Source organism: uncultured Roseivirga sp., from assembly GCF_963973945.1.
In the GTDB taxonomy this organism is placed as follows: domain Bacteria; phylum Bacteroidota; class Bacteroidia; order Cytophagales; family Cyclobacteriaceae; genus Roseivirga.
Window position 1 is genome coordinate 101,319 of sequence record NZ_CAXBBV010000007.1, and the last position, 24,343, is coordinate 125,661.

General features: G+C 38.6%; 21 protein-coding genes. 6 read left to right on the top strand and 15 right to left on the bottom strand.

The window, feature by feature from the left end; genetic code table 11:
• Nucleotides 1-5: 5 nt before the first annotated feature.
• Together AAC026_RS12770 and AAC026_RS12775 are read right to left on the bottom strand one after the other, a co-directional pair.
• On the bottom strand, nucleotides 6-1,364 hold the full coding sequence (locus AAC026_RS12770) for a Fic family protein (protein WP_339698697.1): 1,359 nt from the start codon (nucleotides 1,362-1,364) through the stop codon (nucleotides 6-8).
• A 95-nt stretch (nucleotides 1,365-1,459) separates the two neighbouring features.
• Entirely contained in the window at nucleotides 1,460-1,837 is a 378-nt protein-coding gene (locus tag AAC026_RS12775) for a DUF4260 domain-containing protein (RefSeq protein WP_339698700.1), read from the bottom strand.
• Between the two features lie 239 nt (nucleotides 1,838-2,076).
• On the opposite strand from AAC026_RS12775, the gene ccoN reads away from it, so the two are divergent.
• From ccoN to AAC026_RS12805, 6 genes are read left to right on the top strand one after another with little or no spacing between them, the layout of a single operon-like run.
• Nucleotides 2,077-4,203, top strand: a complete 2,127-nt coding sequence (gene ccoN, locus AAC026_RS12780; protein WP_339698703.1) for a cytochrome-c oxidase, cbb3-type subunit I — start codon at nucleotides 2,077-2,079, stop codon at nucleotides 4,201-4,203.
• Nucleotides 4,204-4,206: 3 nt separating this feature from the next.
• Nucleotides 4,207-4,407, top strand: coding sequence for a cytochrome C oxidase Cbb3 (locus tag AAC026_RS12785; RefSeq protein WP_339698706.1), 201 nt, complete (start codon nucleotides 4,207-4,209; stop codon nucleotides 4,405-4,407).
• Between the two features lie 4 nt (nucleotides 4,408-4,411).
• Nucleotides 4,412-5,299 (top strand): cbb3-type cytochrome c oxidase N-terminal domain-containing protein, encoded by an 888-nt coding sequence (locus tag AAC026_RS12790; RefSeq protein WP_339698709.1) that lies wholly within the window; start codon nucleotides 4,412-4,414, stop codon nucleotides 5,297-5,299.
• A 36-nt stretch (nucleotides 5,300-5,335) separates the two neighbouring features.
• Complete coding sequence (gene ccoG, locus AAC026_RS12795; protein ID WP_339698712.1) at nucleotides 5,336-6,748, top strand: cytochrome c oxidase accessory protein CcoG; 1,413 nt, start codon at nucleotides 5,336-5,338, stop codon at nucleotides 6,746-6,748.
• Nucleotides 6,748-7,188, top strand: a complete 441-nt coding sequence (locus AAC026_RS12800; RefSeq protein ID WP_339698715.1) for a FixH family protein — start codon at nucleotides 6,748-6,750, stop codon at nucleotides 7,186-7,188. Before ccoG ends, AAC026_RS12800 begins: the two co-directional genes overlap by 1 nt.
• Entirely contained in the window at nucleotides 7,188-7,889 is a 702-nt protein-coding gene (locus tag AAC026_RS12805) for a sulfite exporter TauE/SafE family protein (RefSeq protein WP_339698717.1), read from the top strand. The genes AAC026_RS12800 and AAC026_RS12805 overlap by 1 nt, the downstream gene beginning before the upstream one ends.
• A gap of 106 nt (nucleotides 7,890-7,995) precedes the next feature.
• Here the strand turns inward: AAC026_RS12805 and AAC026_RS12810 are convergent, their stop codons facing one another.
• The 13 genes from AAC026_RS12810 to AAC026_RS12870 form a co-directional block, all read right to left on the bottom strand.
• Nucleotides 7,996-8,415: a hypothetical protein gene (locus AAC026_RS12810; RefSeq protein ID WP_339698720.1), complete on the bottom strand. Its 420-nt coding sequence runs from the start codon at nucleotides 8,413-8,415 to the stop codon at nucleotides 7,996-7,998.
• Nucleotides 8,416-8,530: 115 nt separating this feature from the next.
• Complete coding sequence (locus AAC026_RS12815) at nucleotides 8,531-11,152, bottom strand: FtsX-like permease family protein (protein WP_339698723.1); 2,622 nt, start codon at nucleotides 11,150-11,152, stop codon at nucleotides 8,531-8,533.
• Between the two features lie 12 nt (nucleotides 11,153-11,164).
• On the bottom strand, nucleotides 11,165-11,491 hold the full coding sequence (locus tag AAC026_RS12820; RefSeq protein ID WP_339698726.1) for a helix-turn-helix transcriptional regulator: 327 nt from the start codon (nucleotides 11,489-11,491) through the stop codon (nucleotides 11,165-11,167).
• Nucleotides 11,492-11,554: 63 nt separating this feature from the next.
• Nucleotides 11,555-12,586, bottom strand: coding sequence for a TlpA disulfide reductase family protein (locus AAC026_RS12825; RefSeq protein WP_339698729.1), 1,032 nt, complete (start codon nucleotides 12,584-12,586; stop codon nucleotides 11,555-11,557).
• Between the two features lie 47 nt (nucleotides 12,587-12,633).
• Entirely contained in the window at nucleotides 12,634-15,243 is a 2,610-nt protein-coding gene (locus AAC026_RS12830; protein ID WP_339698732.1) for an FtsX-like permease family protein, read from the bottom strand.
• Between the two features lie 13 nt (nucleotides 15,244-15,256).
• A complete protein-coding gene (locus AAC026_RS12835; protein WP_339698735.1) occupies nucleotides 15,257-15,583 on the bottom strand; it encodes a helix-turn-helix transcriptional regulator in 327 nt (108 codons plus the stop codon).
• 135 nt (nucleotides 15,584-15,718) lie between these two features.
• Nucleotides 15,719-18,325 (bottom strand): FtsX-like permease family protein, encoded by a 2,607-nt coding sequence (locus AAC026_RS12840; RefSeq protein ID WP_339698738.1) that lies wholly within the window; start codon nucleotides 18,323-18,325, stop codon nucleotides 15,719-15,721.
• Nucleotides 18,326-18,328: 3 nt separating this feature from the next.
• Entirely contained in the window at nucleotides 18,329-18,667 is a 339-nt protein-coding gene (locus AAC026_RS12845) for a helix-turn-helix transcriptional regulator (RefSeq protein WP_339698741.1), read from the bottom strand.
• Between the two features lie 138 nt (nucleotides 18,668-18,805).
• Nucleotides 18,806-21,433: an ABC transporter permease gene (locus tag AAC026_RS12850; protein ID WP_339698744.1), complete on the bottom strand. Its 2,628-nt coding sequence runs from the start codon at nucleotides 21,431-21,433 to the stop codon at nucleotides 18,806-18,808.
• Nucleotides 21,430-21,762, bottom strand: coding sequence for a PadR family transcriptional regulator (locus AAC026_RS12855; RefSeq protein WP_339698747.1), 333 nt, complete (start codon nucleotides 21,760-21,762; stop codon nucleotides 21,430-21,432). Before AAC026_RS12855 ends, AAC026_RS12850 begins: the two co-directional genes overlap by 4 nt.
• Nucleotides 21,763-22,313: 551 nt before the next feature.
• On the bottom strand, nucleotides 22,314-22,874 hold the full coding sequence (frr, locus tag AAC026_RS12860; protein ID WP_339698750.1) for a ribosome recycling factor: 561 nt from the start codon (nucleotides 22,872-22,874) through the stop codon (nucleotides 22,314-22,316).
• A gap of 10 nt (nucleotides 22,875-22,884) precedes the next feature.
• The gene (pyrH, locus tag AAC026_RS12865; protein WP_339606441.1) at nucleotides 22,885-23,592 is read right to left on the bottom strand and encodes a UMP kinase; all 708 of its coding nucleotides are present in this window, start codon (nucleotides 23,590-23,592) and stop codon (nucleotides 22,885-22,887) included.
• A 13-nt stretch (nucleotides 23,593-23,605) separates the two neighbouring features.
• The gene (locus AAC026_RS12870; RefSeq protein WP_339698753.1) at nucleotides 23,606-24,103 is read right to left on the bottom strand and encodes a biotin/lipoyl-containing protein; all 498 of its coding nucleotides are present in this window, start codon (nucleotides 24,101-24,103) and stop codon (nucleotides 23,606-23,608) included.
• Nucleotides 24,104-24,343 lie beyond the last annotated feature (240 nt).

Genomic DNA, 24,343 nt, shown 5'->3' on the forward strand with positions numbered 1-24,343 from the left:
ATGACTTAAATATTAGGTTTCTTTAAGTTTTTATTGCTTTGTGTATCCATGTAGTTTTCAATTGCTTCTTTATGATTTTTCAGTTCTGAACCAATTATCTCGGATATCTCGGTATCAGATAATTGTTCGCCATAAAGAATTCTACAAATTTGTCTAGACTTAGAGTCTTGAAAAAACACGTATGTTTGGTGAAAATATATTTCGATAACCATAGAATATTTAAACTCATACATATCCAAATCAATAGCTTGGCTAAAATATACTATGATTCTAATCTTGTTCACTTGTGGAGAATAATCGCTAATAACTTTTCTTAGCCGTTCAAACTTATCGCCACCACTAATTTTTTGACTATCATTATGATATAGGTTCACAACCTTTTCGTAAAAGAATCTATCGAAAGTTGAAGATCTGTGTAAAAAAGTTGAGTAGAGTTTTGAGATTGAAGTGTCAAATATATTGAGTACTGAGTCGCGACTTTTTGATACCTCTATTTTTCTAGGTTTGGATTTTATTTTTTGAGAGAGTAACAAAATCTCTTTATCAATATCTTCTAATTCCTCGATACCCTCACCCTTAGCTCCTCGAATCATTAATTCTAAAGAATGAATTAGATTATTGGCGATGTAATCTACAAAAGGAGTGAACTGACCAGCGTCTGCCAGTTGCAATACATTGAAGTAATTTTCTTTATCCTCTGTTTTAATTACTACAGGAGGATAGCGGTTTGACATCAGAATGAAGTTCATAAGGATTCTGGCCAAGCGTCCATTCCCGTCATCAAAAGGATGAATTCGAATAAACTTGTAATGAAATTCAGCGGCTAAAATAATGGCGTTTTTATCCTTTGTTTCTTTTTCCTTTTCATACCAAGTTAAAAGGTCGTTCATCATTGCTGGCGTTTCTTCAGAAGTAGCAAACCTGAATATTTCGCCAGTTTTGGTTTTTACATGATTAGGAGCTGACTTGTATTGTCCTACCTGAATCATGCGGGTGGTTTCCTTTCCTTCAGGAGTAATTGCTTTTACTTCATAAGGTTCTTTAAGCAGTAGCTTGTGAATTTGCCTAATGAAACTCTCGGTTAAAGGTCTTTCTTCTTTTAAGACTTCAATAATCCAGTTGATGGCCTCGTTGTGGCCAGTCATTTCAAGATGATCTTTTAAAGGCTTTCCCTGTGCCGTAATATTAAAGAGTAACAAAGCTTTTGTTTCTCCATAGGTCAATTGATTGCCCTCTAGGTGATTAGAATGGTAGTTCCAGTCCAGCCTGAACTTCTGCATAATTCGTTGCTCGTCATCCTTAGAAAAGGGTCTGAGTGAATCAAGTTCATCGTAGAGTAAAGCGGCTTGTTGTAATGGATCCATACCTCAATAATAAAATTAAAGATAGTTATTTTCCCTTCTTTTTATGAATTGAACTCATTGGAATTAACTCATCCCTAATAACTAATAACCAATAGCTAAACTTCCAGATTCTTATGCCTGCTCTTTCCCACCCAACCCAAATGGGTATGATCAAAGCTGTCGAAGTACTTTAATCCGTAGCCTAGCATTCTATCAAAACAAGAGTGCGCCATAAATATCAACCCAATAAGAATGAGCAATTCATTGGAGAGCAGGTAGCCAATAATCATTAGTAGTGAAATTAAGCCTTTATGATGGGCAGCGTTGTAAGCTATAGTAGCTACCTTTTTATTTACAATAATGGCCAAGAATGCTAAATCTGGTGCGAAAAATAAGCTAGCAAATAGCACCCATCCACCCTCATAAAATTCAAAATAAATCAGACAAACGATCAATAAAAGTCCGATTTCTTCAAGCTTCAGAGCAGTTTTCATAAGAGAGGGTTTTCATTTAAAAGTTAAGGTACAAAGAGTTTTGAAACTCGAGTAGGCACTCGCTGAGCAAACCTTTATCACGATAATAAACCCATGACTTGATTGGTAACTAAAGTCATAACTCAATGGACCAGTCAAAACCTGATTTATATCATCTTTTTGGCTAACACGAGTCACCTTCAAACTATGCTGTTGAATCTACCTTGCAAAGGTTTAGGAATCACTACGCCCTTTAAATTATGGAACTACAGCAATTCAAGTACGACAACAAAATTGTTAAATACTTCGTCATCGCCACAGTCGCTTTCGGACTGATAGGTATGTTGGTGGGTATTTTAATGGCCATTCAGCTTTTTTTACCTGATGCCAATCTCGGTCTTCAATTCACCACTTTCGGTCGTATTCGTCCGCTACATACCAATGCAGTGATTTTTGCATTTGTGGGTAACGCTATGTTTGCGGGAGTGTATTACTCTATGCAGCGTTTGCTAAAAGCTCGCATGTATAGCGATATGCTCAGCTGGATTCACTTCTGGGGCTGGCAGCTCATTATTTTAGCTGCTGTCATTACGCTGCCGTTGGGAATGACTACCTCAAAAGAATATGCCGAGCTAGAATGGCCAATTGATATTGCCATTACAATTATCTGGGTGGTGTTTGGTATCAACATGATTGGTACAATTCTGAAAAGAAGAGAGCGCCACATGTATGTAGCCATTTGGTTCTACATTGCCACATTTGTTACAGTTGCTGTTTTGCATGTGGTGAACTCATTTGAGATTCCAGTAACAATGTTCAAGAGTTACTCTTGGTACGCAGGTGTTCAGGATGCATTAGTACAGTGGTGGTATGGCCACAATGCCGTGGCATTCTTCCTTACCACGCCTTTCTTAGGGATAATGTATTACTTCCTGCCAAAGGCAGCCAACAGGCCAGTTTATTCTTATAAACTTTCGATCATTCACTTTTGGTCGCTTATTTTTATCTACATCTGGGCGGGTCCTCACCACCTTTTGTACACTTCTTTGCCTAACTGGGCGCAATCTTTAGGTACCGTATTTTCAATTATGCTGCTTGCTCCTTCTTGGGGTGGTATGCTCAACGGACTTTTAACATTAAGAGGCGCTTGGGACAGAGTACGCGAAGATCCTGTTCTAAAATTTATGGTAGTGGCCGTTACTGCTTATGGTATGGCTACACTTGAAGGGCCATTGCTTTCGATTAAAAACGTAAATGCGATTGCTCACTTTACCGACTGGATTATTGCACACGTTCACGTGGGTGGTTTAGGTTGGAACGGTTTCTTGATCTTCGGTATGCTCTACTGGATGATCCCGAGAATGTGGGGCACAAAACTTTACTCAACAAAATTGGCCAATACGCATTTCTGGATTGGTACACTGGGGATTATCGTATATGCATTGCCACTTTATACTGCTGGTGTGGTACAAAGTTTAATGTGGAAAAGCTTCAATGCCGAAGGCTTTTTAGAATACCCTAACTTCTTAGAAACGGTGACTCAAATTGTGCCAATGTACATGATGAGGGCCATAGGTGGTGTACTCTATTTAGCTGGTGCTATTATGATGGCTTACAACTTGGTGAAAACAGCCAAGCAAGGAAGCTTTAAAGCAGAAGAAGCGGCTGAAGCTCCGACCCTAGAAAAGAAGAAGAAAATTGTGGGTGGACACTGGCACAGTGTTTTGGAAAGAAAACCGGTCATTTTTACTGTGCTGACTTTGGTAGCCATATTAATTGGAGGAATCATTGAAATGGTGCCTACTTTCTTGATCAAGTCTAATATTCCAACCATTGAAAGTGTAAAGCCTTACACTCCTTTGGAGCTTCACGGAAGAGACTTATATATAAAAGAAGGTTGTAGCAATTGTCATACACAAATGATACGGCCATTTAGATCAGAAACTGAACGCTATGGCGAATACTCTAAAGCAGGCGAGTTTGTATATGATCACCCATTCCTTTGGGGGTCGAAGCGTACGGGGCCAGATTTACATAGGGTAGGCGCTAAATACAATAATGTTTGGCATTTCAACCACATGCTCGATCCTAAGTCTACTTCACCAGGTTCCATTATGCCGCCATATCCTTGGATGTTCACGCAGGCTATCAACTTAGACGAAACAGCTGGTAAAATTAAAGCGCTCAGAAGGGTTGGAGTTCCTTATGCCAAAGGCTATGAAGAAACGGCAAATGATGATTTGATGAAACAGGCCAAGGAAATAACCGCTGATTTAGCGACAAGCGATATCGAAATTTCTGAGCAAGCTGAAATTGTTGCCCTCATTGCTTACCTGCAAAGGTTGGGTACAGATATCAAAGTGAAATCAAACGATCAAAACCCTTAAGCCATGTTCAAGCACTATTTTGAAAAAATTCATAATGTAGAGGTTTGGCCGATCATTTCGCTTACCATCTTCTTCGTATTCTTTGTTGGTCTAATGGTTTATGTATGGCGAATGAAGAAGGACTATGTGGAGGAAATGAGTGACATTCCTCTTGCTGATGATGCAATAATTACCCCATCTGATTTTAAAAATGAAAACCACTAAGCTCATGGAAAAGATAAAATCAATACTGAAAAACCTGAGTTCAAAATACCTTTTGCTTCCAATGATGTTATTGACGACACCTTTGGCAGCTCAAACGGAGAATTCTTCTGGAATTTCTCCTACTACAGCCTTTTATGTAGTGGTTGTTTTACTGATTGTCGTTGCAATTTTGGTAATGCTTTTAGCGGTGAATTTACTTTCGCTGCTCAAAGCTGTTGTTTACAAAGATATGTCGCCAGAAAAAAAGGCGAACATGGAGAAAGAACCGAACTGGTTATCTAAAACTTGGGCCAAGTGGAATGCACTTAGGCCAATGGAAGAAGAGCAAGACCTTGTTCTCGAACATGATTATGACGGGATTAAAGAACTTGATAATCACTTGCCTCCTTGGTGGAAAGCCCTTTTCTACTTATCAGTAGTCTATGCCGTGATTTACCTTTTGGTTTTCCATGTGTTTAAAACTTCACCTTTGCAAGAAGAGGAATATGAGATTGAAATGGCCATGGCCATGGCCGCTAAAACTGAAAAGGAAGAAACTATTGTGATCGATTTTGATGAAAATAACGTGCCATTTAACGATAACGCTGAAGCATTAGCCGATGGTAAGAAGTTCTTCGAAGCGCAGTGCGGTATGTGCCATAAAGCTGATGGTGGAGGTTTAGCTGGCCCCAACCTCACCGATGACTACTGGAGACATGGAGGAAGCATGACCGATATTTATAAGACCATTAAAAATGGTGTGCCGAGTACTGCCATGATAGCGTGGGAAAGTAAACTCAATCCAATCCGTCTTCAAAATGTGGCTTCTTATGTAAAGAGTCTAAGAGGAACGAACCCTCCTGGTGCATTGCCTCCTGATGGTGAATTGTATGTTGAAGAATCGAAGCAATAGAAGCAATAGAAAGTGCGCTAATTAAAGAGGGTTGACATGAAAGAGCTGTACGAATATGACGAAGAATACCGCGACAGTATAGCCACGGTAGATGCACAAGGAAAGCGTGTTTGGATATATCCGAAAAAACCAAAAGGCAAGTTTTTCAATGCGCGTAAAATTGTTTCGGTAATCTTACTTACCATTCTTTTTGCTGGTCCGTTCATTAAAATCAACGGTCAGCCCTTTTTAATGATGAATATTTTCGAACGGAAGTTCGTGATCTTAGGAACAGTTTTTTGGCCTCAAGACTTTTTCATTTTTGCTCTAGGACTGATTACTTTCTTTGTTTTCATCATTCTGTTTACCGTAGTTTTCGGCCGAGTATGGTGTGGCTGGGCTTGTCCTCAAACCCTGTTTATGGAAATGGTTTTCCGTAGAATCGAATATTGGATTGAAGGCGATGCTAACCAGCAAAGGAAACTAGCTAAAATGCCGTGGAATGGCGAGAAGATCAGAAAACGACTATTGAAGCATAGTATTTTTGTAGTCATCGCTGTATTGATTGGGCATACCGCCATGGCCTATTTAATTGGTATTGAAAAGGTGCAAGAAATTGTGAGTCAGCCACCCAGCGAAAACTTGGCTGGTTTCTTTGGTTTGATAGCCTTTAGCGCAGTTTTTTATGGAGTGTTTGCTTACTTAAGAGAACAAGCTTGCATCGCCATTTGTCCTTACGGAAGACTTCAAGGGGTGCTTTTGGTACGCGATTCAATGGCTGTCATGTACGACTGGATCAGAGGTGAACCGAGAGGTAAAATGAAGAAATCGGAAGTTCAAGCCGATAAAGGAGACTGTATTGACTGTAAACTCTGTGTGCACGTTTGTCCAACAGGAATCGATATCAGAAACGGCACACAACTGGAATGTGTAAACTGCACTGCTTGTATCGATGTTTGCGATGATGTGATGACTAAAATTGATAAGCCAACAGGCTTGATTCGTATTGCATCGCACAGTGCCATAGCCGATGGAAAGAAAAGGATTTTCACGCCAAGAGTAGCAGGCTATACTGGCGTTTTGGTAGCACTAATTGTACTACTAACCATTTTCGTTTCTAGCAGATCAGATATTCAAGCTACCATTTTAAGGACACCGGGAATGCTTTATCAGAAGGTGGAGAATGACCAAATTCAGAATGTTTATAGCATCCAGCTGATCAATAAAACGATAGACGATATGAATGTACATCTTCGCTTGATTGATCATGAAAGCGGTGTGATAGAAGTAGTAGGAGGAAATGAGATAAAACTTTTGAGTTCTGGAAAAGCAGATGCTGTGTTTACGGTGCGATTGCCTGAGTCAGAAATGGAAGGCAATAAGAATAGTATTACCGTGGGTATTTTTCAAGGTGATGATTTAATTGATAAGGTGAAGACCAACTTTTTAGGGCCAATAAAATTTAAATAATGAACTGGGGAATAAAGATTGTAATCAGCTTTGTGTGTTTTGTAGGGCTACTGGTGACCTTGGTTTATGTAAGCGTTAGCACCGATTTCTATTTGGTAGCTGATAATTATTATGAGCAAGAACTGGCATATGAAAGTCAGATTCAGCGTATCAAAAATGTAAATGGTTTAGCTGAAAAACCAGACTTTAAACTGGTAAGAAGTGAAAGAAAGGCTGAGCTAAGGTTTCCACTTTCAGTAATGAAGGCCATGGAAGAAGGCAAGATTTCTTTTTTCCGTTCGGCTAACGCTCGTCTTGACAAAGAGTTTGATTTGGTTTTTGATGAGACTGGTTTACAGACTTTCGATATGAAAAGCCTTGCCTCTGGTGCTTGGAAGGTGAAAATTGAATGGAAGTCTAAGGGCACAGAATATTATCAAGAGCTTAATATTGTACTCTAATGCTACTTCTAGGAACAGCGCTGGCATTTGGATTTTTCGGTAGCCTGCACTGCTTGGGCATGTGCGCACCCATCGCTTGGGCAGTTCCCCAGAACGAAAAAAAGAAAAAGGTTTGGGTAGCTAACCGCTTGGCCTATAACAGCGGTCGTATGATTACCTATAGTTTTTTAGGCGCGATTGCAGGCTTTTTTGGCGAAATGCTTTCCATGGCTGGCGTGCAACAAGGCTTATCTGTTTTGGCTGGCGCAACAATTATCATTGGAGCCTTACTCCTAAACGGAAAACTATCTGGCAATATTAAAATCAAACCCCTTCAGAAGCTTTTCTTGAATATTAAGGTGCGAATAGGTGCTTTACTCAAAACCAATAATTTCAAGTCGAACCTTAGTTTGGGATTATTGAATGGCCTTTTACCCTGCGGTTTGGTTTATATGGCTTTAGTGGCGGCCATTTCAATGGGTACTTTTTATGGAGGAGCAGCCTATATGGCGCTGTTCGGTTTGGGTACTTTTCCCATGATGCTCGGTGCGGCTTATTTGGGCTTTTCGTTCAAAAGTAATTTCACTTCCGTATGGCTCAAGTTTGTGCCGAAGTTATTGGTGTTGGTCGGCTTAATTCTAATTCTTCGCGGACTGAACTTGGGTATCCCATATGTCAGTCCAAAACTCAATAGCGATATGCCGGGGATGATTTGCGACTGATTGAGCTGTTTCGAGAACTTTCCAAAAGTTGAAACATTGACTAATGCAGAAAATGATGAGCTTAACTTTTGGAAAGTTGACTCAGGATATTTTTTACTTCGCCTATTCAGTTCATGTACTTTCTGATAATATTAAGCATACTGTCTTTAGGTACATTTCGGCCAATGTGCTGTTTCATTACTTCAATCATTTCTTGGGTCATTGTAGGACGAAACCCCATTCGGAAAGCAAGTCGGTGAACTAAATCAATTTCACTTTGATCTACATCTTGATCGAACTTCATTAAGAATAGTAAGTCGTAAAGAATTTCCATTCGAGCATGTTCCGTTTTAGGAATAACCAGCGTGAGGTTTTCAGGGTTTTTGTCTATTTCTTGAACATCTTCAGGAGTCATTCCTAATCGCTCAGCTACTTTATTGATGAACAAAACTTCAAGCGGATTATCTTCATTATCTGCTTCTGCTAGCATTAAAAGCATAAACAGGTGGCTCTTTCTTTTATGTAGTTCGCGGTCTTCAGTGTTCATCCTTTATTTTTTCTGGAAGATAAAGAATGGAGTCCTGAACCGAAACTGATTATTATGGTAAAAGAGGGTCACACTGATATTTTCAAATCACCAAACCCACCCATCTTCAAATTGCCTATTCACTTCTGAGAGACTCTGAAGGGTTGGCCTGTGCTACTCGCCAAGTTTGGACAATGACAATGAACACTACTAAACTGCCTAACAGTAAAATGCCTTGTGCCAAGACTAGTCCATGGAAGCTAGTTTTGACCACCGCCATGCTCCAAAAAGTTTCGTTTAAAAATAAATAGGACAAAGGGGCTCCAATTAAAGCTGAAATGACCAAAGTTATAAGTGTACCTCTGAGCAACATTAGAATAATGCTTTTAACGCGTGCTCCTAGTACTTTTCTGATCCCAATTTCCTTAGTTTTTGTCTCTGCATTGTAGAGTGCTATACCTAATTGGCCCAAGAGCGAAATGGCAATGATAATGATGGATAGGAACTTGAATCCATTAATCAGTTGATTTAATCCTTCATAGCTTTCTTTAATAGAGTCATTCAGGAAGATTGGGGTGAAGGCCTCTTCACTATCTACCTCCTTGGTCGCTTTTTCAAGCTGATTTAAAGTAGCTGCCATATTTTGACTTTCTATTTTGATAGCGAGAGACCTTCGGTAGGAATCTATTTTCTCGTGTGCAACCATTGTTGGTTTGATTTGAGGAGCATCGAGACGATCGAAGAGGTAGTCTTCCATAATGCCAATGATTTGGTACCGGGAGATATTGTTTTGAATAGAAAGTGTGTGACCAAGTGCGCTGTCCAGTGGAATGTTAAGGTTAGATAATAGTTTCTTGTTAACCCAAACCTCAGTGAGTGTTGAGTCAGACGATAATCTTTCAAAGTTTTTCCCTGCAAATAGCCATGGTTCAAAAACTCTGTTAAAATCAGAGTCTACAACTGAAAAATTAACAAATGCGCTGTCGGTACTGTTCGGTCGTTTTAATATGGTCATTCCCATTGTGCCGACACCGGGTAAAGAAGAAACAGCAGAAACACCAACTACTCCAGAAATTTGCTCAAATCGAGATTTTAATAACTGTCTATTTTTAATAGCGACCTCTAGATTTACAACCCCTTCTTGCTCAAAATTCCAGTTATTGTTTAGGATTGAACTATATAAATCTGAGCCTGCTGTAACTACCATGATACAGAACATAGAAGTAGTCAGTTGTACTACCACTAGTCCTTTTCTTATATTTATCAGCGACATGGTTTTACTCTTGATGTTACTCCGGAACGCGCTGAGTGGAGAAATTCTGGCAAAATAAAGGGCGGGAAAAAGTCCAGCGATTAACCCTACAACAATAGAAAAACCTAAGAAGACCAAGAGGAGAGATGTTGTTGTATTTGGATTGAATAAGAGGTTGCCCGTTTGCACTACGGCTAAAAAATCAGGCATGAAAAACATATAGAGGAGGTAGCCTACTAATGTGGCAGCTACGGAAAAAACAATAGTCTCTACTAGGATTTGACCTATGATTTGAGACTTTGTGCTCCCTGCTACTTTTCTAATGCCTATTTCTTTGGTACGCTGAATCGCCCTGGCTATAGATAGATTGCTGTAATTGAAACTCGCCAGTAAAAGTAGAATTGTAATCAGCGAGATAAGAATATATAAGAATTCTTTGGGGGCATTGAATCCAATTGAATTATAGACTTCATCTGTAAACATGATCTCGTTTATCTGTTGACTTTGATAATTGAGTGTATATTCTTTTTCTTTCATTAAGAGGTTGACTTCTTTAGCAACCATCCCCAGTTTATCGTCTAGCTGTTCCTGACCGACAGTAGCGAATGTTCTTAAATACACGTAGTCTTGACTAGAAAAATCCCAGCTTTCAAATTGATCATAATCTTTAGGGTTGGCATAAATAGGTTTTTGGATTCTGAGCTTAACGATATCAAAATCTAGATGTGAGATTCCTTTCGGGCTTTCTATCACCGCGCTAATTACAGCACCAGATCCAAAAGATTTGCCTATTGGGTTTTCATTTGGGAAATAGCGCTTCGCCAGTTCATCTGTAATGATATAACCAGACCTGTCTTTCAGCGCAGCTTTTGGGTCTCCGGCAATAGTTTTAAAATGAAAAACCTCAAAAAAATTCTCATCTACTGATAGCAGCTTGAGGGATAAAGAGTTTCCGTTTATTATATCATTATAAGAATAGTATGGCCTGATTTGAGTTAATACTTCTATTTCGGGCAAGTCTTCTCGTAACTTATCCCCTAAGAGTGGGGAGGTTGAAGCTTCGAGAGATTGCACACCATTTATTCGATCGATCTTACTAATGACTCTGTATAATCTTTCGGTATGCGGATGTTGCGTATCAACAGACAGGCCTGCGTAAATAATATTCAAAGCAAACATACTTACCGTGATGGCCGCAGCAAGCCCGAAAATATTAATGGCACTAAATACCTTATTGCGCCACAAGTTACGGAAGGCCAGCTTTAAATGAATTTGAAATAATGAGGTTCTGAACATGTTGACAATGATTTTAGGTTTTCTAATCACAGAAGGGCGAAGCATTTTAAGCACTTCTTTACGGTAGATGGCTTTGGCCTTTTTCTCTCCTAATTCTTTTAGGTTGAAGTTGAATTCTTCTTCTAAATCACCTTGAAGCTCTTGATGAAGAGTAGGCTTGCAGAAGGCTTCAAAAAGCCGGGTGTATAGTTTTGGAGGAACGATGCGCATGTTTTAAAGGGTTTATTGTAGACGGAAAGCCGGTACTTGACTCCACAATTGGTCGCGAACTTCTTTGGCTTCCTGCAAAGCAACCAAGCCCTTATTGGTTACCTCGTAATAGCGCTTAGGCCTTCCACCTCTGTCTTCGTTACCTTCGCCTTGTTTCGAAGTCAATAGCCCTTTTTCTTCCAAGCGAGAGAGGGCAGTGTGTAAAGCGCCTCTGCTTATATTTCTTTTCCCTTGCTCATTAATTTCGCGCTTAATGCTTACTCCGTAGGCATCATCTTTTAAAACCAAAATGGTGAGTAAAGCTATTTCTTCAAATTCACCCAGATTTGCCCCTTTCATAGTCCGTTATATTTTAAGTATGAAATTGCTTGTTATAGTTTTCTAAAGCTATTTTTAACTAAACTACTCCTCTTCACCCATTAATTCTTTGAGCTTAATTCTCAAGATTTTTGGACTTATGTTAATGGCTACAATCTTCCCATTACGATCAAGGAGGTAGTTTGATGGCAAGTATTGAATTTTTAGATTTTCAATGGTTTCGTTCTTAAAGCCACCCTCTGCAATGGTGTTTTCCCAAGTTAGACCGTCTTTTTCGATAGCCGTTAGCCAAGCAGTACGGTTTTCATCTAGTGATATACCCATAATATCAAAGCCCTTAGATATAAACTCCCTGCGAATATCAACCAGTTCTGGATTAGCAACTCTACAGCCACCACACCAAGACGCCCAAAATTCCACTAGTAGAAATGAGCCTTTATAGTCGTCAATACCGACCATATTTCCATTCATATCGGGTAATGTAATTGGAGAGAACTGTTTACCAATTTTGCTGTTCTTCAATTTGTCTAACGACACCTTCATTGCGGACAGATCAAACTCATCTTGAACAGTAGTGTCTAGCTTTGAGTACAATGACATGGCTTCTTCAAAGCTGAAAATAGGATCCATGATTATCTCGCCCAAAAGAGATCCGCTGAATTGACTACTTGGGTTTTCACTAATGATTTTATCTAACCTTTTGTACATCTGGTTCTGGAAGTCAGGCTCGTCTTCGTTGTCTTCAAAGAAGGCTTTCAAACCCATTAGAGTTTCATGGGTTTTGTTTCCTTCGATAGATTCGATGCTGGTGACTTTGTCTTTGATAGAGACTGAAACGGTTGTGGTGCCATCGTCTAAGTAAAAAGAATCTGTAACGTATCCGCCTTTAGTGTGAACTTTTGCTTCTAATCGATTTGGTACTTGTCCTTCAAACTCAAACCTATTGTCTTTAACTAGAAAGCTGTCCACTTTAGCAGCATAACTGAGATAAATGTATTCGTCAAAGTTATGAGTTACTTTTCCTTTTACTGTAAAGTTTAATAACTCTTGGCTGTAAAGTGTACTACTAAAAAGACTTAATAATAGTACTGTTAGTGTTGTTTTTGATGTTCTCATATCTTCTTATTTTTTGTTTATGTCTACCTCTTTTGAGTTTTTTGTGATTATTCACTCTTTAGGGATTCACTTGGGTTAAGGCGGGCAGTGCGCCAAGTTTGGGTAAGAATAACACCAACCACCATGATTGATAGTATAAGGAATCCCTGAAATACGGCCATTAGACTAATATGTGCTTTGATTGCAATTTGCGGCATAATGAAATTTCCTGCCAATAAATAGGCTAGGGGAGCAGCTATGACGAATGAAATAATTAATGTTGATACGGTGCCTCTTAACAGGAGTCTTAAAATTTGATTTATAGCCGCTCCAAGCACCTTTCTAATTCCAATTTCTTTTACTCTACTTTCGGCATTGTAGAGAGCAATTCCCAATTGACCTAGGACCGAAATTAAAATGATACTTATTCCTAGAAACCAAATAACCTTCATTATACCTAGAAATTCCACATAGCTATTCTTGATTTGATCATCAACAAACTTCGGTTCGAACGCACTATTATGGCTGAATTTCTGGTACATATTCTCAATTTCGGCCAATGTGCTACTAAGGTTTTCAGAAGCTATGGATAGTGTAATGATATTCATTTTAGGGTGTTGTTCGAGCAATTCGATGATGAAGGGTATCCTATATTGTTCTAAAGCGTTTCTTACAAAGCCGTTCAATACCCCTCCGATATACTTAGTTTGAGCAGGTATGTCATTTTTACTCTGAAAATAGACAGCTCGACCTAAGGCGCTGTCTATAGGTATATTCATTCTTTGTAAAAAGAGAGGGTTTACCAAAATTTGGTCAGAGGTTCGAGGCAAGCTCTGCGGGCTACCATCACTTATCATTCTTGGGTTATAGACCTGGCCAAAGTCGTAATGAGCAAAGGCCTTGTAGGTTAATATGGTGTCAAGGCTTTGTGCTATGGATACCTGCTGAATCTCATTGTGGTCGACACCTGGAACGAAGCCCGTCAATGTATAAGCCTTGATAGAAGGAAGTTTTGATAATTCGTTTTTAAATAACTCTGGGTCAATTTCATTTGTCTTAAATGTAATCAGGCCTTCATAGTCAAAGCCCATATCGGTTGATAAGACTTGTTTATATAAATCGTTTCCAAGGGCAATTGTCAATACACAAAGCATTGAGATAGTGAGCTGAAAGCCTGTTAGAAGCTTTCGGAGCCTTAAAACGGATGGCGCTTGCGACTTAATACGTGAATTGATTCCTTTTAATGGTGAGATTCTTGAAAAATATAGTGCTGGCAGAAAACCGGCAAAAAGTCCAATGCCAATGCTTAGAATCAAGAACCAGAAGATCAGTGAAGGATTCATAGACTGGGTAAAAATACCAGACAACTCTTCGAGCACATTATTAAAAGCAGAGGCAAAGAAAAAGTACCCCGTTAGTGCAATTCCCATGGCCAATAGAGAAAATATCACCGTTTCTATTAGAAATTGACCTACTATTTGTGCTCTTGTACTACCATTGATTTTTCTGATACTAACCTCTTTTGTTCGCTGAATTGCCCTTGCAATAGAAAGATTGGTGTAGTTGAATGATGCAATGGCTAATGTGATGACTCCGAGTAAAAGTATTACGTGGAAGAGTTTCCGGTCTATAACATAACCGAAATCAAACTGATGAAAATCGCCAAAGGTGATGTCTCTCACTAGCTGACTTTCGAAATGAAGACTGGTGTCATTTCTCTTAAATTGGTTATTTACTTCCGCAGAGAGTCTTTCAAGTTTTTGGTCTAATTGATTTATTGAAATATTCTCGTTGAGCCGAACATAGAAGTAATTGCCGTAAGCAATACTCCATTTTTGGTTCTGAGTTGACGCTTTGTTTTCAGACAGGGAGTTGATGGCTCGGTTGCCAATTACCTGAAAATCCAAGTGTGACTTATTCTTTGGTGTTTCAATAACCGCTTTGATTACATAGCCTTGAAGAGTTTCTTTTCCAAGAGCACTTTCATTAGGGAATATTTTTTGAGCTACTTCTTGGGTGATTACAATACTGTTGACGTCTTCAAAAATACTTTGAGGAGAGCCTTCAATTATTTTGAAGTTGAACATTTCAAAAAATGCCGTATCTACCAATATACTATAAGCACGATATGATTCACTGCCAAAAGGAAAGGCAAACCCTTGTCCATGTTCGACTACAGTGCTCAGCTCAATTTCTGGTAAACCAAGTAGTAATGTTTCTTCAAGTTCAATTGGGCCAGAAGCACTAGGAAAGGGTTGTCTGTTAGAGTAGTGTTGAGTGGTAGTGATTCTATACAGTCTATCTCCCTCTGGGTGCTGATTATCATGTGATAAGCCAGTATAAAGCATGTTGACTAGGAAAAGACAGACTGATAAAGCCGCGCCAAGTCCTAGAATATTAATTGCGCTAAAAACTTTATTCCTTCTTAAATTTCTCACCGATAAGATTAGGTGGACTCTGAAAAGTGATGCTCGAAATGGATTTTTAAGCTTGATAATAGACGGCCTAATCATTTTAAGCACTTCTTTACGATAAATGGCTTTGGCCTTTTTCTCTCCTAATTCTTTTAGATTAAAGTTGAATTCTTCTTCTAAATCACCTTGAAGCTCTTGATAAAGAGTAGGCTTGCAGAAGGCTTCAAAAAGCCGAGTGTATAGTTTTGGAGGAATGATGCGCATGTCTATAAATGGTTTATTGTAGACGAAAAGCTGGCACCTGACTCCATAATTGGTCGCGGACTTCTTTGGCTTCCTGCAAAGCAGTCAAGCCCTTATTGGTTACCTCATAATAGCGCTTTGGCCTGCCGCCTCTGTCTTCGCTGCCTTCGCCTTGTTTCGAAGTCAATAGCCCTTTTTCTTCCAAACGAGAGAGTGCAGTATGCAGAGCGCCTCTGCTAATATTCCTCTTTCCCTGTTCGTTGATTTCGCGCTTAATGCTTACTCCGTAGGCGTCATCTTTTAAAACCAAAATGGTGAGTAAAGCTATTTCTTCAAATTCACCCAGATTTGTTCCTTTCATAGCATGTTCTAAAATGTAGACCAATGTATGAAATAAATTAGAAGTTCTAAAATGAAGACTTGACTTTTTGATTTGAGAATTTGGTGATTTGAGAATCAATCTTCAAATCACCAAATCAACTCATATTCAAATTAGCTACTCACTTCTCAATGATTCTGAAGGGTTGGCTTTGGCGGTTTGCCAAGTTTGAAAAATCACAATGCCTAAAACAATAGACCAAAATGTAGCGAGCGTTAGAATAATATGCATTTCCGAAACATCAAGATGTATAGTGAAACTTGGGAAGATAAGCTCTTGATAGATCAAATAGATTAATGGAACAGAGATAATGGCCGAAATAGCCAAAGCCTTCACAGACCCCTTAGAAATTAGTTTTGCTATAGAGTGAAACTGCGCTCCTAGTACTCTTCTGATACCAATTTCTTTTACCCTGCTCTCTGCACTGTAAAGCGCCATTCCGAATTGCCCTAAAATGGCAATAATAATAACCGTGATACCTGCCAGTTTTAGCATGTCCATAAAGTTGAAAAAGGCGTCATAGCTTTTTTCAAGTTGGTCATCTACAAAAATGGGGTCAAAGCTATTGTCGCCTGCAATAGCGCTCCAGCCTGCTTCTATTTTTTTAAGAGTAAGTGCTACGTTACTCGAAGTAAGTTTCAACGTGATTTTGTTTGTAAGTAAACTATCTCTCTGGTTACGGATTATGAAAGGGAGTGCAAAAGACGAGGACATGGCTTGATAAACATAGTTGTCTAACACTCCAGTAATTTGTAGGTCTTCCTGAATGTCGAAATGCATAATGTGAACTATACTCCCTAATGCACTATCTAAGGGGATATTCATAGCCTTAAGAAAATTCTCATCAACTATAATTTCGTCCTCACGGTCTTTAGTAAAACCAGTTCCAGAAATAAGTTTTGGGTTATATACAGTGTTAAAGCCATCATCAGCTAATCCGTAGCGAGCGGAAATGGTATCTTGATAATTGCCACTTACTAAGATTCTTCTAGTCATTCCTCCAGTGCCAGGAATCATGGAGGTAGTTGTATAGCTGTTTATTTCTGGGATTTTATCGAGTTCAGCAGTGAGTAAATCGAGATCCACTTTTTTTGTTGGAATGGTAATAAGACCAGAAGTTTCAAAACCTAAATCTGCCGCTAATAGCTGTTGCTTTTGGTCCGAAATCAAAACAATAAACAAAATGCACAAGGTAGAAATACACAGCTGTACACCTACTAGTCCCTTTCTGATACTAGACAATGAAATTTGTTTACCAGCTTTTTTGTGGATAGCCACAAGAGGAGAGACGCGAGCGAAATGTAAGGCGGGCAATATTCCTGCAACTAGACCAACAATAATACTGAAGGCGATGAACCATAGTATAATTTCCAAATTAAGATGGGGCGAGTAGAGTTCTGCCAACTCTTGAATGTGACCTTCAAATTGGGTTGAAATATAGCTGTAGCTAACAAAGGCAATGGCCAAGGCTAATAGAGAAAATATTACAGTCTCTATCAGAAACTGGAAAACGACCTGTTTTTTCGAGCTTCCTGCTATCTTTCTAATGCCTATTTCTTTTGAACGTTGGAGCGATCTTGCTATCGATAAGTTGGTATAGTTAAAAGAAGCCAATGAAATTAGAATGATGATTGGAATTAGTAAAACATATAGCGTGGTTCGAGGGAAAACATTGGGGAAATCTGCCCAAAGAAAGTTTCCAAACATTATCGAGCTTACGGGCTGGACTTCCATTGTATATTTATTACCATCAGACATACTTGAGGTCATTTCTTCACTGAATCCAGCAATAAGGTTTTCAACATCTTCGATTTTTGAGTTTTCACCTAGCTTAAAGTATGTGTAATAACTTTGGTCGAAGTTATTCCATTTGTTGAACCTAGTATTGATTTCAGGTTCAGACATTGTATTCGTCATGAAACCAATATTGATCAAAAACTGAAAGGCGAAATGAGAATTACCTTCTGGAGATTTGATGACTGCTCTAATAATTCCTCTGCTTTTACTTTGTTTGCCTATTGCACTTTCGTCTCCATAAAGTTTTTCTGCGAGTTCATCTGTAATAATCACGGAGTTTAAGTCATTGAACAGATCATATGGATTACCCTCAACAACTTCAAACTGAAAAAGGTCTAAAAATTCTTTGTCAATTGGGTAACCGTTGGCTCTAATCGTTTCTCCTTTTACTTCATAGTAACCAAACATATTCTCCATAAATGTGGAAGACTTTTCTATTTGGGGAATCCCATCCAACTTCCATTTTAAAGCAAACGAGGAAGTCGCCCAATGCATGGAGTTTTTTGGGTCTTCTACTTTAGTGGTTATGCGATAAAGCCTCTCTCCATCTGGGTACTTGTCATACTGAAACCCAGTGTAAATCATATTTACGCAAAAGAGGCAAATGGTGAGCGCGGCTCCTAAGCCTAGAATGTTTACCAAACTAAAAACCTTGTTGCGTTGAATATTCCTAAGCGTAAGAACAAAGTGAAGCTTGAACAAAGAAGTATTGATTTTTGAGTTGAAGCCTTTTGGCTTTTTAATCACGGAAGGCCTCATCAGTTTTAGAACCTCCTTGCGGTAAATAGACTTTGCTTTTTTTAAACCCTTAGTTTCTATATTGGCATAGAATTTTTCTTCCAAGTCGCCTTGCAGTTCTTCATGAAAACTCTCCTTACAGAAGAGTTTTAGCAATCGTGTCGAAAATTGAGGTGTTTTCTGGTTCATAGCTTATCCTTGAATTTTCTGTAAAGCAATTTTGGGTACACTGTTCCAAAGGTCATCTCGAACAGCCTTGGCTTCATTCAATGAGCTTTTGCCCAAATTGGTAACTTGATAAAAGCGTTTTCTTCGACCTCCACGCTCGGCAGTCGCTCCGCCAAACTCTGAATTGATAAAGCCTTTTTCATCTAATCGTGTGAGGGCAGTGTGCAATGCCCCTCGACTTACTTCTCGCCTTGTTCGCTTTTCGATTTCCTCTTGAATGCTTACTCCGTAGGCATTTTCATCCAAAACTAGAATGGTTAAAAGGACGATTTCTTGAAATTCTCCGAGGTAAGTTCCTTTCATTATTTTGTATTTAATACTTAAATGAAGACCTAATCTAGCTATTAAGTTCTTAAATGAAGAGGAAATGAATAAAAAAATGATTTGGTGATTTGAAAATCAATCTTCAAATCACCAAATCAACCCATTTTCAAATTGAAATTACTCGCTGCGTAAGGTTTGGGCAGGGTTAGATTTTGCAGCTCTTCTTACTTGCGAACCAATGGTTAATATGCCTATACCGAATATTATGATTACCCCAGTGAAGAGTTCAAGGATTCCAATTGTAGCACGGTTCTCGATGTCATTTAGAATTTGTTGTTCAAATAATAAGTAGGTGAGGGGGATGGCTAATGCTGCCGAAATTACCAGCAACCACATAAAGCCTCTTGTCAGTAGGCCGATCAGGCTTCCTTCAGTTGCTCCCAAAACTTTACGAATACTGATTTCTTTCATACGGGTTTCGGCAGTGTAAACGGCCATTCCCAATAAACCTAATGCGGCAATGGAAACGGTGAGTACGGCCAGAAAACCCACAATTGTACCCATTATAACATATTGTGAATAAGCCGATTCAATATTCTCATCGTAGAATTGAGCTTGAAGTTCGTGAACAGGGTCTACCTCATTCCATGCATTTTCAATTTTAGCCATTGTAGCTGGTAAATCCGAAGAATTGAGTTTTAGGTTTAAATAGTAAAACGAATTGCTTCTATTTCTAAACCCAAAGCTTTTTATTCCTTGGTCAAGCTTATCATAATGGAAGTCACGCACCACACCTATAATTGTTAAGCTATTCTCGTCAATTTCAACCTGTTTACCGATAGCTTCATTTGGAGTGCCAAGATTAAAGCGTTTTAAGGTTTCTTCATTCAGAATGATCTCAGACTCTTCAGCTTCGGATAACTTTTTGGTAAAGTTGGCTCCTGCGATAATTTCGTGATCCATCAGGTCAATGTAGTTTTCGTCAATCGTATTGTAGAAAAGTTCGGTAGAGTCATTATTGTATTTCATGTCTACCAAATAAGTGCTTCCCACGCTTGGTATCATGGCAGACTTCGAAATCATTTGAACCTCTGGAATTGAAGCAAAGGCTGTTTCAATTTTTTGCGAATCGTTATTTTGAAGTTCAACATTGAGTACATTTTCTGTTTTAAAACCTAAATCAAAGCTTAAAGCATATTTAAATTGAGTGTAGGCAATACTGGCGGAAATGATAAAGGCCATTGACAAAGTGAACTGAATTACGATTAAAACTTTTCTCATGTTCACTTTTGAAAAAAGCTTAGTTGACCCCGCATTTTTTAATGCTTGAACGGCTTTTAGTTTTGACAAAAACATGGCTGGAACAAAACCAGCTAAGAGGCCGACCGCAAGCGCAAATATGAAAAAGTACAAAAAGAGAATTGGGGTAATTTCGAGTTGGAGGCTGCGCTCAATACTTGGATCCAACCCAAGAAAATGAGGTTTTATAAACATGAAAATTAAGTACGCAAAGACCAGTGCGATTACTGATATGATGGTGGCCTCAGTAACGAACTGATTAAATACTTGTCGCTTTGTGGCACCAACAACTTTGCGTACTCCAACTTCTTTAGCTCTTTTTAATGAACGTGCAATAGAGAGGTTAGTATAGTTAAAGCCAGCAGATAGGAGTACCACGAGTGTGAGGGCACCTAAAATCCAAATAACCGCCCCACCTATTGAAACCCCTATATTGTTGGATAAATCAGGGCCAGCCATCATTCCATATAAGGGCTGAAGCTCGGATGTAATTGTTAAATGCTCATACTTCTCACTTTCCTTTTCTCCTAAGGCAAGGAGTTTCTGATTTACATCATTAACATCCGTGTTTGGAGCTAACTTTACATACACATAGTTCATCCACATATTATTCCAAGCGTTATACCACCGTTCGCCACGTTCACCTTGTCGATTTTGGTTTGTGTAGGTAATGTATGAACCTAGTGCCTGGAAGGTAAAATGCGAATTGAAGGGAGGTTTTTTAATGATGCCCGTTACCGTATAAAGGTCTTCTTTACCAAGGATGAATGTTTGGTTCATAGGATCTTTCTCACCAAATATTTTTTTTGCTGTCTCGTCTGTCAGTACAATTGAGTTTGGTTCCGAAAGCATGGTTTCGGGGTTTCCTTGCAATATTTCGAAAGAGAAAACATCGTTGAAATCTTCGGTGGCCCATAAGCCGCTTACGGGTATGATTTTGTCATCGAGTTTAGCATCTCCCCCAAAACCTCTTGTCATTAAAACCTGTGACTCTACCCCAGGAATAGATTCCTTAATTCTGTCCGCCATGATAATTGAAGTAGTGGCGAATGGCGTGGGGTCTTCTTGTTGTTCTTGGTAAATATTATTTACCCTATAAATCCTATCTCCATCTTTATGAAACTTGTCGAAACTGAAAACTTCTGAAATAAAAGTAATCATGAGTAGACCAATGGACATGCTAACCGCCAGACCAATGACGTTTATGGCTGAAAAAAGCTTGTTTCTAGCAATGCTCCGTACTGAGGTTTTGAAATAATTTTTGAACATGATAAATGATGTTATGTTGTTGACTATTTTGAATTTCTTGATGGTGTAGGGGCGGAAAAACTTGAGAACGTCTAAACAATAAATCTGCCTTGCCCTTCTTTTTCCTTTATTGATTGAGTTACGTTCAAAGTGCTCATACAAATCTCCCTGTAGGTCTTCAAGGATTTCAGAACGGCAATACCATTCCAAAAACCTATCGGCCCAGCGTGGAGGTTGATGTGCACTTTTTTTGCTCATATCATTTTTAAATTGAATTCTGGGATTAGGCTCCAAAGCTCGTCACGCTGCGATTTGACCTTTTGCAGTGTGGCTTTGCCAGCATGGGTTACTTCGAAAAATCGTTTTCTTCTTCCGCCTCTGGTTTTAGTGGCTTCTCCCAAATGGGAAGTCACAAACCCTTTTTCTTCCAGACGATTGAGAACAGAATGTACAACACCTAACTTGACCTGTCTTTCGGTTATTCTTTCAATCTCATCGCAAATGGCAACACTATAGGCTTCTGACATTAGAGTTGCTATGGTTAGTAAAACCACTTCTTCAAACTCCCCTAGGTTAGTTCCTTTCATAGATTTTTTATTTATTCACTAAATGTATGAAAAATGAATACAACTTAAATTATTTTTTTATACAAATAGAGAATATATAGATTGTGACATTAGATAGTCTGCATAGATAGGGGCTTAGATTTAAGTGGAAAAATGAATTGTAGTCACTTGTAGGTTTACTGTAGCGAACCGCTGAATATGAATGACTAAGGTTTGATTTTAAACTTCCTTCAACTTCTATAGTATTTACTCTTTACATATAGAAAAATTATTTATGTCGTATAAACATAATATGATAGATGCCAAAGTAACCTTAGTTTTGATCAGGTAGCTGTTGATAGAGCATTGCGAAACCCGAAGGTAAACAATTTAGAAGGTGGCTTTCAATATTATGCTGCTGTAGAATAGGGTTGTGCTTGTATCGTTACAGGGAATCAGGCTGATTATTACTTTGGAGAATTGGAAACTTTGCCCTCTAAGGAATTTTTGAAAAACTACGTTTTCATTAAGCATAAATAAGAAAGGCATCGTTAACGATGCCTTTCTTATTGTTCTTTGTTGTTGCGAGTAACTTATACGGTCATTATCTCTTGCTCTTTTTGAATCAAAAGGTCATCAAGCTTCTTGTTGTAAGCATTAGTTAAATCTTGCACTCTGTCTTCTCCAGACTTTACTAAGTCCTCCGAGAGGCCATCTTTTTGAAGCTTCTTTAACTCATCATTGGTGTCTTTTCTTGCGCTTCTTATACTGATTTTCCCGTCTTCCGTAACTGCTTTTGATTGCTTTACTAAGTCACGTCTTCTTTCTTCAGTAAGCTGGGGGATATTGATAATGATTTGTTCACCGTCATTCTGAGGATTGAGGCCTAAGTCACTATTCATGATTGCTTTTTCAATAGCGGAAGTCATGGATTTTTCCCAAGGCTTTACAAAAAGTGTTCTTGCATCGGGGCTGTTTACTGCAGCTATTTGGTTTAGTGGTGTTAATGATCCGTAATAATCAACCTTAACCACGTCAAGCATATTGGGCATTGCCTTGCCGGCTCTAATTTTTGCTAGCTCTTGTTTTGTATGGATGATGGCTTTCTCCATCATCTCCTTGGCCGTATCCAAGTATAATTCCAGTTCTTCCATTATTATAAAATTAGCTTATCAATGTTCCGATATTTTCTTTTCCTTCAACAATGTCTAATAGGTTGCCAATGGTATTCATATCAAAGACTATGATCGGCACATTGTTCTCTTGGCAGAGAGTAAAGGCTGTCATATCCATAACGCTGTATCCACCTCGAATGGCCTCATCAAAAGACAAGTTGGGTATTCTAGTCGCAGTATGGTCTTTTTCTGGGTCAGCAGTATAAACACCATCAACACGCGTTCCTTTTAATACAACATCTGCCTCAATTTCAATAGCTCTTAAACTTGCTGTGGAATCAGTTGTAAAATAAGGATTACCTATTCCAGCTCCAAAAATAACAATTCTTCCTTTTTCTAAATGTCTAACAGCCCTACGTCTAATAAAGGGTTCGCAAACGGCTTCCATTTTAATACCCGACATTAATCGAGTGTACATTCCATGATTTTCTAAAGTGCTTTGAATAGCCATGGCATTAATTACTGTAGCCAACATTCCCATATAATCGCCCTGAACTCGGTCGATACCTGATGCTTCTGCTTGAACTCCTCTATATATATTGCCACCTCCAATTACGATAGCTACCTCAATTCCGCTTTCATGAACTTTCTTTATTTCTTCAGCATATTGGTTTATTCGTACAGGGTCAATGCCATATTGTTGATTACCCATTAAGGCTTCTCCGCTAAGTTTTAGAAGAATTCTTTTATACTTCATCCGTGTGGTTATATTAAAATTTTATCAGAATTTGATTTTTTTCTACGCTGTTACCTTTTTCAACTTCTATACTTTGGATTACGCCAGTTCCAGGGGATTTAAGTACATTTTCCATTTTCATGGCTTCTAAAATCATCAGTTGATCTCCCTTTTTAACTTCTTTACCAACTTTCACAAGAATATCATGAATAAGACCGGGCATTGGAGCTTTAATTTCTTTTAGCACAGAACTGCTTAAGCTATTAATCCCCATCTTTTTTAGAAGCTGGTCCATTTTATCTTTAACAGACACGCTGTAAATCTGATTATTGATTTTTATTTCAACAGCTTTAGTCTCTTTATCAAAGTCTATTACCTCGGCATTAAAAGCTTGTCCGTCCTTAATAATTTGAAACTTGCCTTTAGAAGTTTTTGAAATGTTCCAATGAAAATTAGAACCGTTAAGAAGTATATTATTGTCTTTGAATTCTACTTCTGACTCGCGGTTTTCCTTAAGACTTACTTTGTACATCAGGCTAATTTAAGAGTAGGGCTTACTTTTAGGTTGTTGTCAAACATAAAAGCCCTTAAATATATTGTTTTAAACCTTGCAAATATAGAGAAGTATTTTGATTAGGAATGCGCAATATAGCCGTACTTTAATAAATGAATAGTTAATTATATGAGTGCTATTTCATGGCTTTGGAGGCCTGTTTTCAAACTTCAATAAAAACTCTTCATCTTTTTTTGGGATATGTTTGAATAATATAAA

Coding starts and splice junctions, on each gene's coding strand:
- AAC026_RS12870 (WP_339698753.1), bottom strand. CDS start 24,103: ATGTACAAAGTAAGTCTTAAGGAAAACCGCGAGTCAGAAGTAGAATTC.
- frr (WP_339698750.1), bottom strand. CDS start 22,874: ATGGAAGAACTGGAATTATACTTGGATACGGCCAAGGAGATGATGGAG.
- AAC026_RS12810 (WP_339698720.1), bottom strand. CDS start 8,415: ATGAACACTGAAGACCGCGAACTACATAAAAGAAAGAGCCACCTGTTT.
- AAC026_RS12850 (WP_339698744.1), bottom strand. CDS start 21,433: ATGAGCAAAAAAAGTGCACATCAACCTCCACGCTGGGCCGATAGGTTT.
- ccoN (WP_339698703.1), top strand. CDS start 2,077: ATGGAACTACAGCAATTCAAGTACGACAACAAAATTGTTAAATACTTC.
- AAC026_RS12815 (WP_339698723.1), bottom strand. CDS start 11,152: ATGCGCATCGTTCCTCCAAAACTATACACCCGGCTTTTTGAAGCCTTC.
- AAC026_RS12840 (WP_339698738.1), bottom strand. CDS start 18,325: ATGAACCAGAAAACACCTCAATTTTCGACACGATTGCTAAAACTCTTC.
- AAC026_RS12830 (WP_339698732.1), bottom strand. CDS start 15,243: ATGCGCATCATTCCTCCAAAACTATACACTCGGCTTTTTGAAGCCTTC.
- AAC026_RS12800 (WP_339698715.1), top strand. CDS start 6,748: ATGAACTGGGGAATAAAGATTGTAATCAGCTTTGTGTGTTTTGTAGGG.
- ccoG (WP_339698712.1), top strand. CDS start 5,336: ATGAAAGAGCTGTACGAATATGACGAAGAATACCGCGACAGTATAGCC.
- AAC026_RS12845 (WP_339698741.1), bottom strand. CDS start 18,667: ATGAAAGGAACTTACCTCGGAGAATTTCAAGAAATCGTCCTTTTAACC.
- AAC026_RS12805 (WP_339698717.1), top strand. CDS start 7,188: ATGCTACTTCTAGGAACAGCGCTGGCATTTGGATTTTTCGGTAGCCTG.
- pyrH (WP_339606441.1), bottom strand. CDS start 23,592: ATGAAGTATAAAAGAATTCTTCTAAAACTTAGCGGAGAAGCCTTAATG.
- AAC026_RS12790 (WP_339698709.1), top strand. CDS start 4,412: ATGGAAAAGATAAAATCAATACTGAAAAACCTGAGTTCAAAATACCTT.
- AAC026_RS12855 (WP_339698747.1), bottom strand. CDS start 21,762: ATGAAAGGAACTAACCTAGGGGAGTTTGAAGAAGTGGTTTTACTAACC.
- AAC026_RS12820 (WP_339698726.1), bottom strand. CDS start 11,491: ATGAAAGGGGCAAATCTGGGTGAATTTGAAGAAATAGCTTTACTCACC.
- AAC026_RS12825 (WP_339698729.1), bottom strand. CDS start 12,586: ATGAGAACATCAAAAACAACACTAACAGTACTATTATTAAGTCTTTTT.
- AAC026_RS12775 (WP_339698700.1), bottom strand. CDS start 1,837: ATGAAAACTGCTCTGAAGCTTGAAGAAATCGGACTTTTATTGATCGTT.
- AAC026_RS12835 (WP_339698735.1), bottom strand. CDS start 15,583: ATGAAAGGAACAAATCTGGGTGAATTTGAAGAAATAGCTTTACTCACC.
- AAC026_RS12785 (WP_339698706.1), top strand. CDS start 4,207: ATGTTCAAGCACTATTTTGAAAAAATTCATAATGTAGAGGTTTGGCCG.
- AAC026_RS12770 (WP_339698697.1), bottom strand. CDS start 1,364: ATGGATCCATTACAACAAGCCGCTTTACTCTACGATGAACTTGATTCA.